The organism is Rhizobium sp. 01L419 (genome assembly GCF_056400025.1).
Genome location: NZ_JBFTSM010000021.1, coordinates 1 through 13,360 on the forward strand (window position 1 = coordinate 1; position 13,360 = coordinate 13,360).

Sequence of the window (13,360 nt, forward strand, 5' to 3'; positions counted from 1 at the left end):
GTCTCAGCTGAATGCGTCAACCACATTGAAGGCTCGTGCTGCGAAGCTCCATCATGCGGCGACCGATGTCGACCGCGAAGACAACCATGCACCCGGCAGCGCTGCTTACAAAAGATTGCTATTGACGCCCCAGTTGCGATTAGACAACCTCATCAGGCTCAATGCCGTTGAACCGTTGGCCTACCTGACCGCGACGCGCTCGGCGCTATCGTTGACGGCCAAAAGCAGAGCCATATTGAGGGTCTCCTGCCGTAGAATTTCCGCCCATGTTGCCGTCCCTGAAGGCGTGTCGGCCTGATGCAGCCAATCCTGGGTGACGCCTGTTGAAGCCCAAATTGTTTTGATAGCGTATTATGAGTGATTTGGAGGGGTAGTGATGGATCGAGAACATGCCAAAGTCTGTTTGCGATATGATGCTGTCCCGACGCCAGCACCTACATCATCGAAACTGGGGATTTCCGATAGTGCTCTCCGTGGTGATCTGCCGCTTAACGGCTTGCGGCATCCTCCGGAAGCAGGGACAAATGGGTGGTTCATTTGGGGTGGTGAGTATTCAACGGATCCGGAATTCTTCAAACCGATCCACGTTTTTCATCTTAAAGAGACTTGTCCAGCCGTGACGCCTTATTTGGCACTTCCGCCTGGATGGCGATTTCTGGCTGCGCCTGATTATGAGGACGTCTGGTTTGACAGCGAACTCCTACAACCGAATGAGAGGTCGTAAAACGTCCGCTTGTTGCGTGAAGCAGCCGTCTTTCGAAGTCGGCAATCCTCAAGCAACCTAAAGGAACGTGGTCAAGGTGCGATTCGGACACCGCTCACGTAAGACCGTATGTCCGTCTTCGTGGCTGAGGTGGCTCGCCCTACAGTGGTCTTCCGAGGGTTGCTCGGACAGGCCGAGCCGATCCTCTTCACAGGAGGACGAGCCGTGGCAGATTATAGAGAAGCTTTTGTTTGAATCGATGTTGCCAAACTGAAGAATGCGATTGCCTTCGCTGAATCCGCTCGGGAAGGCGTGATCGCCACCGTGCCATCCGCTGCTGATGGCCAGATGAGGCGTCCGCGCTCCAGCTTCTTTATGACAGACAAGCGCCCTGCGATGCCAGATCACCTTGATCAGGCCACCACCGCGGCCGCGGAATACGAACAAGTGCCCGCACATCGGGTCGCGCTTCAGCGCTTCCTGCACCATCAACGACAGCCTGGGGAAGCCTTTGCGCATGTCGGTATGGCCGGTCGCCAACCAAACCTTCACACCACCTGGAACCGGGATCATCGCAAACCCGGCACACAATCGAGAATGCGGCCCAGTGCATCCGTGTCGATATCGCTACCCACACGCACGCGTCTGCCCCGACTAAGTTCGATCGTTACATCGCTGCGCTTCCGGCGCGATGTCATCGACGATTCCGTGGCCACGGGCTGGGCTGCCGGTGAGGCATCCGACGCGATAACCGGCACCAAGGTAGTCGTAGCGTGTTTTGCGGGCTCCTCGGTCTGGCAAAGCTCCTTGCGCCAGCGAAAGAGTTGGCTGATATGGATTCCAGCAGCGCGGGCAACCTCCGAGATACCCGCATCCGGCTCAAAGAAGGACGCGACAAGCCGTTCCTTATCCTCGCGTGACTAGCGGCGGCGGCACTCTACGGACGTGATCGCCTCAATTGGATGTTCCGTCATATGACTAGGACTGGCAGTCAGCAGCTCTTCATCGCAAGACGGGCCTTCCCCGTGGGCTTACTTAGGTCCGGTTATATTCGGAAATGCATCTTTTGCCTCTTTTCCGGATGGTGAATTGCCCAACATGCTGAGCACTTGTGTATTCGTCCGCTGCGGATGTTGCGAAACAAAACAGCCCTCGTCGATTTGGTTTGATTTGATTAAATTTTTAACATAGAACCGTTTCATTCTAGAACATAAATTCCGTGCTGGAGCGCAGCGGCTCAATGGATAGTCAGAGATTCAATTCTTTTCGCGCATTTCTGTTGGCTGCCTTGATGTTGCCTTTCCTGATTTTGGTTGTCGGTTGCAGTCTTATCTGCGGCATTTTTGAGCGGCGCTGGAGCCTCGATTTTTGGTCCGGTCTGGGCTTGCCCGTCATCGATTCCGATTATTGCGAGACCATTGATTCAATTATGCGAATTTGACGAATTCTCGCCTGTAGAGACGCATGAGGCTTCCCAATGTCCCGGCCTGCCTTCCTCTGATGATTGGTTCGTAATCGTCGCCGATTAAACGGCGTGATCACATAGCCGATTACATGGATTTGAAGCATTCGGCCGATCGTCGAATTCTGGCTCTACATCTCGAAAATGGTTGGACTTAAATAGCCCGTCCTGAGCGGCGGGCTGTATAATACGATGGTACTGGGCTGCGAGAGAAGTAGCTTACACTTTGGGTCTGATGGGTTTCGTAACGCCTACTCATAGGCACTGTTCGGTAGGCCAGTGCGCTTGAGAAAAAACAGCGTTTTCCTGGTGAATCGCCTAGTACATTTGGGTTTCTTTAATCGGAATAGTGTGAAGTGCACCATATAATATTCCAGGTGTCGAGATTAACGCGGGTGATGAATTCGCGACCGAAGATCGCCGACAGCGTGTGCTGATTGGCGATATTTGAAATGCAGAGTGATTCTCGACCTCTGACGGAATTGAGGTAGGCCGCATGACAATAAGATGTATTTCGTTGTCGAGGTACGCAGTAGTCAAAATGCGGGTTGTGTTGTCGGCTTTTTCCCTTGCAGCGGTGGGAGGCAGATGGTCTTGATCCGCACCATCCGTAAATTTGTCGGTCAGCGTTCGAAAGATTCACTTGCTGGTCTCGCCGCCGCGCGCCCACGCCTTGTGATAGATTCGGCTGAATGGCCTATCATTTACGCGATCGGGGACGTGCACGGCTGCTACGAAAGGCTCCTGGATGCTGAAAGGCGTATTTCCGAGGATTTGGCTGATGGTCGGGCGTTGATCGTGTTGCTGGGCGACTATGTGGATCGAGGCGCACACTCCTGCGATGTGTTGGAACACTTGTGTCAACCTTCGTCGCCCAATATCCGCAGGATTGCACTTTGCGGCAATCACGATGATTGGTTTTCAAGATTTTTGAACAATGAGCTTTCTACCGAGGTGTGGTTACGCTTCGCTGGACACCAGACTCTGACCTCCTACGGGGTTGATGCGGCCCATATACTCCGTATCGGCGATGCAATGGCATTGCGAAAAGCGGTGTTGCAGGCGGTTCCAACCAGCCATCGAATACTGCTGCGAACGTTGCCCTCTATGTTGCAAATCGGGAATCTCGTTTTTGTCCATGCAGGGGTTCGTAACGGATTACCTCTGGAGCATCAGAGCGATGAGGACCTGATGTGGATCAGGGAGCCTTTCCTCACACGAGGGCCTGAACTTCCAATTATTGTGATTCATGGACATAGCCCCCAAGTCCAGCCCCATCTTGGCAACGGTCGGATTGGAATTGATACGGGTTGTTACGCCACCGGCCGACTGACGGTGGTCAAAATCGCCAATGGTGCCGCGAAAATTCTTTCTTAGTTGCACTGGCTGTGGCGCAGCCCTCAAGGCAACTTGGCGATGTCCAGGCCACTTCTGGCGAAGAGTTTCTTGCGAGAATCAGACAAGGATATCGAGGCGCGTTTGATATAGGGTATCAAAGCAGGCCCAACGTTCGGGATTTCCTGCGCGATCTGTGGAGGATCCCCGAAGTGGAAGAGAAGATCGAGATCCTGTTCGACAAGAGGGCCAGAAGATTTCAGTGTCGCTTCACTGAATCTGTTCCAAAAATAGAGACGCGCGAGAAGGGTTATCTGATCAGCTGGCGCCAACTTCACTGACTGTGCCATCAACTGCGCTGTAGCCTGCGGATCTTCCGCAATAACTGCTCGCACGACTGCGAGGCGAAGCCACAGATTACTGTCGGTAGGCATGCAGCTCAGTGCATGCTGTAGGAATTTCTCAGCCATGGTAACGGCTGACAGCCAGCCTTCGTAGTCATTGACCTGGTTTGCGGTGTCTATCTGCGTCAGAACGATAGTCGTGGCAGCCATAATGATATCGGAGCGGCAGTAGCCTCCTGCGAGAACCTCCGCAGGCACGCCGACGACCCGAGAAAGACTCTTGGTGCTGACTACCCCGTCCTGCTCGATCTGCTTGGCCACGACAAACATATCAGCAAACTCAATAGAGCGATGGAGTTCGCTGGCAGCGAGCACCAAAAAGGCGCCAATAACTAGAATGAAGCAGCAAGACAAAAAGGGCGCACGACGAACCCCCAAAGAGATTGTCGCCACCCTTTCTGTTCTTTCCGAGCTCTTTTGAGTGCCGCGAACTTCTCCCCTGATCAGCACAATTCGCCCACTAGCTCAAATTATTCTATGCGTGCTGTCAGATACCGCTCGGGCTGACGGACTGGGTGGTGGTGGTGGTAAAATTGCCGCCGCCACTTGCCGAAGTCCCGCTACTTGCTGAAGTCCGCAGCAGGTTGGCGGTGGAATTCTGAGAGCCATCAGTAGAGCCGTCGCCTTCGCCGCCGCCAATAATGGCGCCAGCGGGGCCGTTGCTGATGTCGCCCGCTGCCGTCGCAGCAGAACCAGGTGATCCCAACGCTGCGGTCGCGGTCTGCCCGTTCAGCGCCTGTACAAAGGCTGTCTGAAGGCCGGCAAGCGTGGTATCGGCCAGCAGTGCCTCGGCAATCGCCTTGGTGATCGCATCAGCCAGTTCCGGATGTTGAGGGCGGCATACGTTTGCAGCCCTTCCAAGACCGGCACCGATCGCTGCCTTCTGCGCGGGCGAGCCAGCCTTTGCAAGCCCGATCATCTTTGCCGTGAGATCCGTTTCCGTTGCGGTATAAGACCGCACCTGATCAGACAGGCCAATGACTGAGGCATTCGCAAACAAAAATGCCTCCGGAGATGCATTAAATGCGCTGACCATCTCCGGCGATGCCATTCCTGGCCCGGTAAGGCAATTTCCCGCGAAGGAAGCCGATGAAAAAGAAAGGCTGGCAACGATCGTAGTCGCGGCGCCGACAGCCGTCATAAGATATTTATTTGCCATTCTACTTAATCCTTCGTTTCCCAAACCGTATCGACTGAATTGCTTTTCTGTTCTGCCGTCTCAGACTTAGTTCAATTCTCTTATAGCGTCGCGGGTGTCAACAACATCCGAAGATACGCCCCTTGCCGTAGACGTTATCGAGTTCAGGATATCAAGGAACTTGACCAGCTCGACCGAACCCGCGTTCGAGATATAAATGACGTCCTTGTCCTTCAACAGGAATTGCTGAATCGCAAACATCGTTGCCGGGTCACGCATATTGGCGCGGAAGATAACCGGAACTTCCGCTGCAGCGAACCGCGATACGTCGATGTTCAGCTTCTGCAAGGTCTTCTTGTCGACCTGGCGATAGAGGGCGACCTCGCGCGGGTCTGCCCGGTTGTCGAGCGCGCCACCAGCCTTTGCGATACCTTCGCCAAGTGTCAGGTTCGAATCTTCGAAGTCGATGCGGTTGTTCTGGCCCGTCGCGCCGAGGGCGATATAAGTGCGGCGTTCGCGCTCAACGGAAACAGTGTCGCCTGGCGCAACAAAGATATTTTCCGATGGGCTACGCAACAGGGCCTCATAGGGAACCGTCGCGGTCCTGCCCCGCCTCTGCAACGTCACATTCGTTTCGATGTTCGGTGTCGTGAGGCCGCCCGCTGTCGAAATCACGTCCAGGATTCTATCGCCGGCCGGAGTCAGCTGTACTTTTTGCGGATTATTAACATCGCCAACGACGGCAACCTCTGCCGATTTTGTTGTGGTGGTCGACAAGACCACCTGCGGCTCGATCGCGCGGCTTGCAAGCCTGTCTTCGATGTCCTGTTCGACCTCTTCCTTCAGCCTTCCGGAGGCAGGCACGCGTCCCGCATAGGGAACGCTGATCGTTCCATTCTTGTCGATTGTCTGTGAAGGAAGCGTAATAAAGTTACCCGGTCGGCTGCCTGCGTCAGACGGAATAAAAAGACCGCCGGCCTGCGCTTCGAAAATAGAGATCTGAACGACGTCGCCAGCCCCGAGCGGGATGTCCGGCGCCCCGCCGCGACCACCGCCAAAACCGTTCAATGAGCTGGACTGAACCTCATTAAAGAAGGGAAGAATGGCCTTGTTCAGATCAATCAGCACATAGTCGATGCCGACTTTCCGGTCTTTCGTCGTGACCTTCACCGAAGCATTCCTATCGATATCGGTGTGATCAGGGCCGGATCGAGGCAACGAGGTGCAGCTCGACAGCGCGATTAGCGTCGCAGCGACGATAGAGGTGCGTCGAAAATTGATGCTCATCTTATCCCTGTTAAGTTTTTCGTCCGTCAGACTGGCGCTTATGCAAAGCATAAAACGCGAGCAATATCTGCCGGAACGAGATGCATGATAGCCAATAAATCGTTAATGTGGCAATGTCGCAACATGCGGCTAGTGGAATTATGGTTAATTTCCGATGGTCCATGCTGGATTGCTAATTAACCAATTTAAATACATTGCAAAATTCTCCGATATATTGTTGGGCGGTTCCTTATATATTTTGCTTCAATATATTAAGCCCGGTTCAATTTCATCGTTATTATACTTGTGCGTCGCAGCATTTGTGCTGGCGGCTGGCCTGAGCGTGTGCTTGTAGCACACGCATACGGTACCTGAAAGGAAGGCGGCGTAAAAAACCGAAAAGCCGGGAATCTGGATGGAAAAGTCTACAAGTGCGTGTCCCCAAACCAGAACAGTTGCCGCTAGGCCCAGGACTGCATAGTGCCTATTGCGTTTTCTATTGCGATAGCCGCGCCAGAGAATAAAGAGGAGGGCAGCTAGGACAAGCAATGCGACAATCGGAAATATGACGCCAAGCGTCAAAAATCCCTCTAGATAAGTATTATGGGCTCGATCAAAGATATTGAAGATGCCGCAGCGGGGATCCCGATAGCCTGAAAATACAGTTCTGAATGTGCCAAATCCGGTGCCAAAAAGCCAATTGTTGGACGTCGCTTTGACCACATCCGGCCAAATACAGAATCGCGCGTCGTCAAGTCCTTGAATATTCGCGCGTAACATCGCTTTCGATGCAAAAAGAAGGAAGAATCCCGTCCCAAGAGAGGTGGCCGCGATGGCGATCGCCACACGAGACAACCTAGAGCCCAGCCGCGGGAGTGAATTAGGAAATGTCCTGAGCCACTGGCTCGCCAAGAATGGAATGTAGATCAGTATTGCAAGCGCAGTCAGAAAAACCCCGGCGCGCGATTGTGTGAGCATCAGGGCCGAGAAAGTGGCGAAGGTGAGAAAGCAATAGTAGAGACGCGGCAGCATCCTCACACCGTTTGGCGGCTCAGGTGATGCTTGGTCGGTCTTGATAAAGAAAGAATCAAATAAGAGCGTAAACTGCATCAGCAATCCCAAGCCAAAAAAAGTGGCATTGGTATTTCGGTTCACGAACGTAGCTGTCAGACTTTCTTGATAGGCCTTCTTTGCAGCCCCGAGAAGTGTGTCGGGAAAGAACAGGAATTGATATAGACCATATATTGCCAGGATTCCGGCGGTCGAGGCCAGAAACCTGATCATCGTTTGATCATCTCTTGAGCGCTCAGCAACGATGAGGCCGGTTAAAAACGTCACCGCTGGCAGAGCAATTTGCAACAGTGTTGCGAGCGTGTCCGCGGGTTCAACAGAGATTGTCCTGTGGGCTGCGGCCATCTCTCGTGCCTGCGCCCAAACTGGGTCGTCGAAGAGCTTAAAAGGAACTTCGATGGTCTGAAAGAGGATCCAAAGGACCGTGAGTGTGAAGACGGCGAGTGCAGCGCCGAAAACCCATCGTCCGCGCTCCGGTGGACCGTAGATGACGACGGTAGCCCCACCCAATATGCACATAACAATCAGGATCAGAGTTTGAGGCAAGATATCGACCAAGCCGAATGGCACGACCGACAGAACAATCAGGCCGCAGTAAATATAATGCAGTAAACTGGGAGCAATTCGGGGCGTTTTCATAGGGGATAGGAATGTGACAGATCAGATGCCATGCGTGCACGAACTCACAGTCATTTTCAAGGAATTTTTACTGCAACGACAAAGTAAACTGTATGCCCGCAGAGAAACGCCCGATCGCTAAAATTGTAATCGATGACTTAAGCCGATGAACAGCCTTGTTCCGTAGGTTGATGCCATCTCAAGCAAGACAAATTCCAACGAGATGTCAGTTGGTTGCATCCGGAGTGGCGATTTGTCATACACCCATAGAGGCAACATGTCGGCGCGTAAATTTCTGGCTGCACTCGTCCTGGTTTCTTTAGCGGGAACCCAGAATCTACAGGCCGGTGTACTGTCTGGCCTTACCCGTGATTTGCACGAAACTCCATCGGTCAAATATATCCAGGCAAGGAAGAGGACGATGGCGCCCTTCGCGCATGTTATGTTCTGCGCCCGTAAACCACAGGAATGTCAGGCGAAAAGCGGCGCAGCCGTCGTGGCGCTCAGTACCTATGCCGACAAGCAGCTGCGCTCGGTCAACGCATCGGTCAATCGCTCGATTGTTCCACGGAATGACGCAAGCGGAAAGATCGCCGACGACGTATGGGAAGTGAACGTCAAAAGCGGTGATTGCGAAGACTTCGCTCTGACCAAACGTGACCACCTCATCGCCATGGGTTGGTCGTCGAAGGCTCTCAGAATTGCGGTTGCAAAAACGCCCTACGGCGAGGGCCATGCGGTCTTGGTTGTGAAAACCAATGTTGGCGACTTGGTTCTCGATAACCGTACCAATGCCATCAGGGCCTGGGACAAAACCGATCTGAAATGGCTGATGATACAATCCGGAGATGATCCGCGGGTCTGGTACGAATTGTGAGAGGTTCGACCTGCTCGCCGGTGCTGGAGTGATGGCGCCGCATGATAGCCGCCTTGAGGTAAGATGATTCATGCGCTCGGCCTGCCCGCTGGTCCAGGGATAGTTGTGCTCGGTGAGGCGATGCTCGATGCGGTGTTCGAAGCAGATGTGATTGGATATGCGCAGCCTGTGGTGAACTGTCGGCCCTGAACGGAAGTGGCCGATCGGCCAACACCTGAATGTCTTCATCTCGGACAATTGATGCGTTGCGGCTTCAGGTTGAGCGGCCCCCTACCGGTTCAATCGGAGCATCTTGTATGAAGGCTCGCTATCGCCACTCAGCGTTCGTTTTCTGATTGAGCCCGTATCGCGTGGTAGTTTTTGAGTGGAGCCGCGAAGTAGCTGTCCTGTAGCTGATTCAAGGCACAGCTAAACTGATCTCCTCACATCGTAAGACTGGTCGCTTTATGCTTGCAGCAATGCGTTTCGGTGGGAGAAGTGCATTCTGAGCGAGCACAGCTAGATGGTTGGCAGCCGAACGCAGAGTTGGACGCACGATCTGTGTAGCCTCCTTGTCCAAAGATGGTGGAGCGACATTTACCGAAGGAGGGCTCGGTTTAGATGAGCAGATCACCCGATCCAGAACGGGTGCTGGCGCGATCCTTGGGCGCCTCTTGCCAGGCTGTTTTCTTGATGGCTTTGAACCATTGTTAACGATTTGTTAACCATGAAGCAGCTAAAGCTTTTAAATCGAAATTAACCAAGTTTACTAACGTGTTAACTGACGCGCGCTCCATTCGCATCAAAGGCCGATCGTTTCTCGCGGTCGTACTGACCCCCGATCTGCCGTTCGACGATTGGCTCGTGCGGCTTGACGACCTCGCTGCGCGCTCCGCCGGGTTCTTTCTCGGCAGGCCGGTGGTCCTGGATGTAAGTGAGCTCGCGCTCGATCGTGCCGCGCTGAAAGCGATGGTGCAGGCTCTTGGTGAGCGTGGCGTCAGGGTCATGGGCATAGAAGGCGCACGGCCATCGCAGCTCGATGCCGGCATGCCACCAGGCATGGTCGGCGGGCGTCCTGCCGCTGATGTCGACGTGCCGGCTGCCGATGCTCAGGCCGAAGGGCAGTCGCCGCGCAAGGCGAAGCCAGCAGAGGTGCGCGAAGTTGCGGCACCCGTTGTCCGCGCTGTCGCATCGTCGCTGGTGTTGCACGAACCGGTGCGATCCGGCCAGTCTATTATCTTTCCCGAAGGCGATGTGACGGTCATTGGATCGATCGCTTCGGGAGCGGAGGTGATCGCCGGTGGTTCGATCCATATCTATGGCGCGCTCCGTGGACGGGCGCTCGCCGGATCGGTCGGCAATTCGGCGGCGCGGATTTTCTGCCGCAAGCTCGAAGCCGAGCTTCTGGCGATCGACGGGATCTACAAGACAGCCGACGATTTGCCGGCAGAACTGCGCGGTCACGCGGCGCAATTATGGCTTGAGAACGACGCGATCATGGCGTCGCGGCTGACTTAACAGGGTGAATGGTTCAAACAGGAGAGGGATATGGGAAAAGTCATTGTTGTAACCTCGGGAAAAGGTGGCGTTGGCAAGACAACCTCGACTGCAGCGCTGGGGGCTGCGCTGGCGCAAAGGAATGAGAAGGTTGTCGTCGTCGATTTTGACGTCGGCCTTCGTAACCTCGATCTCGTCATGGGGGCTGAGCGCAGGGTCGTCTACGATATGATCAACGTCATTCAGGGCGATGCGAAGCTGCCGCAGGCGCTGATCCGCGACAAGCGGCTGGAAACCCTGTTCCTGCTGCCGGCATCCCAGACCCGCGACAAGGACTGCCTTACGGCAGAAGGTGTCGAGCGCGTCATCGGCGAGCTGAAAAAGCAGTTCGACTGGGTCATCTGCGACAGCCCCGCCGGCATTGAGCGCGGTGCAACGCTGGCGATGCGGCATGCCGATATCGCTGTCGTCGTTACCAATCCGGAAGTCTCCTCGGTGCGCGATTCGGACCGAATCATCGGTCTTCTGGATGCCAAGACGGAAAAAGCAGAGAGGGGTGAACGTATCGAGAAGCACCTGCTTCTCACCCGATACGATGTTGCTCGCGCTGAACGCGGCGACATGCTGAAGGTCGATGACGTGCTCGAGATCCTGTCGATCCCGCTGCTCGGCATCATCCCTGAAAGCATGGACGTGCTGCGCGCTTCCAACCTCGGGGCTCCGGTCACGCTTGCAGACCAGAACAGCGCCCCGGCAAAGGCCTATTTCGAAGCGGTCCGTCGCCTTTCGGGCGAAATTCTCCCGGTGACGGTACCCGGCGAGAAGCGCGGCCTGTTCGGCAAGATCTTCGGACGGAGGGCAGCATGAGCGTATTCGATTTCTTTCAGAAGAAGAAAACTGCGCCAATCGCGCGCGAGCGCCTGCAGTTGCTTCTGGCGCACGAACGCGTGTCCCCCGGTTCGGATCTCGTGTCTCTTCTCAGGGAGGAGATCCTCGCGGTTATCGCCAAACACGTCGAAATCGAAGGCGATCGCCTGCAAATAAGGATTGATCGCGGCGAGCACGTTTCGATCCTCGAAATTGATGTCGAAATTCCCGCTAAGGCCGCCAGGGCGGCATAAGTTTGATAACTGACAGCCGAAAGACTGCATAGTCTTTCGGCTGGATCTAGCGGCATCTTCGCAAGCTCATAAGGCTGTGGATACTATTTGCGCTGATGCGGATGGCAGCAGCATCCAACGCCCGGGGATTCCGCTCGATAAGCTGATAAATAAGATCCTGATGATGCGCGACGTTAATTCGGCTTTTGGGCCACGGCGATCATCGATTTTGCGACAAGCGAAATTCGCCCGACATACTCGAAATCAACAGTCTCAAACCCTGTATCCAACAGGAGGGTCTTTAGCGTTTCCGGAGACCAGAATTTGATGTGCCCATGATCCTTGAGGGGCATGTAGTGGTTGTCCATCCTGCCGGTCAGCGCCAGCGCCAGATTTTTCCAGTAGCCATGAAATGGCGTCGATATGAGGGCTATGCCTCCCGGTTTGACCAGATCAAAAATGGTCGATGAAAAAGTCTTGGGATCGTATACGTGTTCCACCACCTCAAGGCTGATGACAGCGTCGAAGGTCCCATATTGTTCGGCAAGGTCGTCGTAGGCCGATCCAATTTCCAACGAAAGATCCGGATAGGCCATATTTGCCTTCGCAATACCGTCTTGAGACGGATCGACCCCGGAGACGTCGTAGCCCTTCTTGGAAAGCAGGGCGGCAGCGCCGCCAGTGCCACAGCCAAGATCGAAAACCGTTGTTTCGTCGGCTGCCTGGAAGTTGCCTTCAAGAACGTCGACAACTGTCGGCAAAAGATAGTCGTGGGCGACGGCGGGTTTCGCATGAACATAAGTGCTGGCGCTCAGGTCGGCAGACATATTCCCTCCTTTGCCATGGTCACGAGTGCTATCGTAACGGTCAATGGGACGGGAATTTGATCGCGGTGTGTTATCAATGTGATTGTAGAAACCAGATCGAGATATCCGATCTTTAGGGGGCCACTTGGCTATCTGGCGCCACCGTGTCTTTCAACTTCCCCTCAGGCTGCCGACACCCGTTCCTGCTACAGAATCACCGGCGATAGACCACGGTCCGCGCGGAACGCCTTGAAACCGCTGATTGCGCGCAGCGAGCGGCCGTCATCGATGGCGGCAAGGTCGAGAATGACGGCGTTGGCGATCGTCATGGGAACGACAAGCGACTGCGATTCGCCAGCTTCACCGCGGGAAACCGAGATCTGCCGCTCGGGCGCAGGGTCGATGCGGGCGCTGAGCAGATCGGTCAGCGCCAGAACCTTGGCGCCTCCTTCCGCTGCGATCTTCCCGATCTGGTGGATGAGCGGCGAGGCTTTGCGGAAAGCCAACAGCCAGACAACGTCGCCCGGTCCCAACGTCAACAGCGATTCGGCGATCAGGTGCATCTGGCTCCCGAGATCGATTGACGGATAGCCAGAGCGATTGAGCCTCAGTGCGATCAGTGAGGAGAGGGCGGCGGAATGGCCGCGCCCAAAGATGAAGACCCGGCGACAATCGCGCAGCACTTCCGAAAAGCCTCTGACATCGGCGTCCGCGACAGCGTTTCTGACCTGCTGCAGTGCTGCAATCTCGCTATCGAGTACGGAGGAAAGGACGCCGCCTTCCTCCGCCCGAACGAGACGGGCGGCCATGCGGGCGGCTGGGCTTTCGAAATCGCCGCCGCCTTCAATGAGGTTCGCCTGCAGGAAGGTCCGGAATTCGGGATAGCCCTTGAAACCGAGACGGCGCGCAAGCCGCACGGCCGAGGCCGGGTGCACGCCGGCGCGGAAGGAAACCGCCTTGCCGTTTTCCATCGCCGCGCGGATCGGGTCTTGCATCATCACGTCGAGAAGGCGTGTATCCGCGTCCGTGAGCTTCGTCGAATTGCGGCTGATAAGATCGCCGAGAAGTTGCGGAATTTCGCTCTGTCTTTCCATTGCATCATTT

15 protein-coding genes and 1 pseudogene are annotated in these 13,360 nt (G+C 55.0%); 8 read left to right on the top strand and 8 right to left on the bottom strand.

Going from position 1 to position 13,360, the window contains the following annotated elements:
* A partial coding sequence (locus AC1DUP_RS30725; RefSeq protein ID WP_477836530.1) for a hypothetical protein occupies positions 1-298 on the top strand: 298 nt, incomplete at its 5' end.
* A 78-nt stretch (positions 299-376) separates the two neighbouring features.
* The gene (locus AC1DUP_RS30730; protein WP_477836532.1) at positions 377-724 is read left to right on the top strand and encodes an immunity protein Imm33 domain-containing protein; all 348 of its coding nucleotides are present in this window, start codon (positions 377-379) and stop codon (positions 722-724) included.
* Between the two features lie 57 nt (positions 725-781).
* Here the strand turns inward: AC1DUP_RS30730 and tnpB are convergent, their stop codons facing one another.
* Together tnpB and tnpA are read right to left on the bottom strand one after the other, a co-directional pair.
* Complete coding sequence (gene tnpB / locus AC1DUP_RS30735) at positions 782-1,243, bottom strand: IS66 family insertion sequence element accessory protein TnpB (protein WP_477836534.1); 462 nt, start codon at positions 1,241-1,243, stop codon at positions 782-784.
* A 29-nt stretch (positions 1,244-1,272) separates the two neighbouring features.
* Positions 1,273-1,611: pseudogene (gene tnpA / locus AC1DUP_RS30740) on the bottom strand (IS66-like element accessory protein TnpA); the annotation flags it as partial.
* A gap of 311 nt (positions 1,612-1,922) precedes the next feature.
* Between tnpA and AC1DUP_RS30745 the strand changes: the two are divergent.
* On the top strand, positions 1,923-2,144 hold the full coding sequence (locus tag AC1DUP_RS30745) for a hypothetical protein (RefSeq protein ID WP_477836536.1): 222 nt from the start codon (positions 1,923-1,925) through the stop codon (positions 2,142-2,144).
* 615 nt (positions 2,145-2,759) lie between these two features.
* On the top strand, positions 2,760-3,542 hold the full coding sequence (locus tag AC1DUP_RS30750) for a metallophosphoesterase (RefSeq protein WP_477836538.1): 783 nt from the start codon (positions 2,760-2,762) through the stop codon (positions 3,540-3,542).
* Positions 3,543-3,565: 23 nt separating this feature from the next.
* On the opposite strand, the gene AC1DUP_RS30755 is transcribed toward AC1DUP_RS30750, so the two are convergent.
* From AC1DUP_RS30755 to AC1DUP_RS30770, 4 genes are all read right to left on the bottom strand, one after another.
* A complete protein-coding gene (locus tag AC1DUP_RS30755) occupies positions 3,566-4,297 on the bottom strand; it encodes a hypothetical protein (RefSeq protein ID WP_477836540.1) in 732 nt (243 codons plus the stop codon).
* A gap of 94 nt (positions 4,298-4,391) precedes the next feature.
* Positions 4,392-5,087 (bottom strand): hypothetical protein, encoded by a 696-nt coding sequence (locus tag AC1DUP_RS30760; RefSeq protein WP_477836542.1) that lies wholly within the window; start codon positions 5,085-5,087, stop codon positions 4,392-4,394.
* 42 nt (positions 5,088-5,129) lie between these two features.
* Positions 5,130-6,212 carry a polysaccharide biosynthesis/export family protein gene (locus AC1DUP_RS30765; protein WP_477836544.1) on the bottom strand — a complete coding sequence of 361 codons (1,083 nt, stop codon included), beginning with the start codon at positions 6,210-6,212 and terminating at the stop codon, positions 5,130-5,132.
* Positions 6,213-6,572: 360 nt separating this feature from the next.
* Positions 6,573-8,018: an O-antigen ligase family protein gene (locus AC1DUP_RS30770; RefSeq protein ID WP_477836546.1), complete on the bottom strand. Its 1,446-nt coding sequence runs from the start codon at positions 8,016-8,018 to the stop codon at positions 6,573-6,575.
* A gap of 256 nt (positions 8,019-8,274) precedes the next feature.
* On the opposite strand from AC1DUP_RS30770, the gene AC1DUP_RS30775 reads away from it, so the two are divergent.
* The 4 genes from AC1DUP_RS30775 (at position 8,275) to minE (ending at position 11,471) form a co-directional block, all read left to right on the top strand.
* On the top strand, positions 8,275-8,874 hold the full coding sequence (locus tag AC1DUP_RS30775; protein WP_477836548.1) for a transglutaminase-like cysteine peptidase: 600 nt from the start codon (positions 8,275-8,277) through the stop codon (positions 8,872-8,874).
* Positions 8,875-9,627: 753 nt separating this feature from the next.
* On the top strand, positions 9,628-10,371 hold the full coding sequence (gene minC, locus AC1DUP_RS30780; RefSeq protein ID WP_477836550.1) for a septum site-determining protein MinC: 744 nt from the start codon (positions 9,628-9,630) through the stop codon (positions 10,369-10,371).
* A gap of 30 nt (positions 10,372-10,401) precedes the next feature.
* Entirely contained in the window at positions 10,402-11,217 is an 816-nt protein-coding gene (gene minD / locus AC1DUP_RS30785; RefSeq protein ID WP_477836552.1) for a septum site-determining protein MinD, read from the top strand.
* Entirely contained in the window at positions 11,214-11,471 is a 258-nt protein-coding gene (gene minE / locus AC1DUP_RS30790) for a cell division topological specificity factor MinE (RefSeq protein WP_477836554.1), read from the top strand. Before minD ends, minE begins: the two co-directional genes overlap by 4 nt.
* A gap of 173 nt (positions 11,472-11,644) precedes the next feature.
* On the opposite strand, the gene AC1DUP_RS30795 is transcribed toward minE, so the two are convergent.
* Both AC1DUP_RS30795 and AC1DUP_RS30800 read right to left on the bottom strand, forming a co-directional pair.
* Positions 11,645-12,277 (bottom strand): class I SAM-dependent methyltransferase, encoded by a 633-nt coding sequence (locus tag AC1DUP_RS30795; protein WP_477836556.1) that lies wholly within the window; start codon positions 12,275-12,277, stop codon positions 11,645-11,647.
* 185 nt (positions 12,278-12,462) lie between these two features.
* Positions 12,463-13,350 carry a MurR/RpiR family transcriptional regulator gene (locus AC1DUP_RS30800; protein WP_477836558.1) on the bottom strand — a complete coding sequence of 296 codons (888 nt, stop codon included), beginning with the start codon at positions 13,348-13,350 and terminating at the stop codon, positions 12,463-12,465.
* Positions 13,351-13,360: the final 10 nt, after the last annotated feature.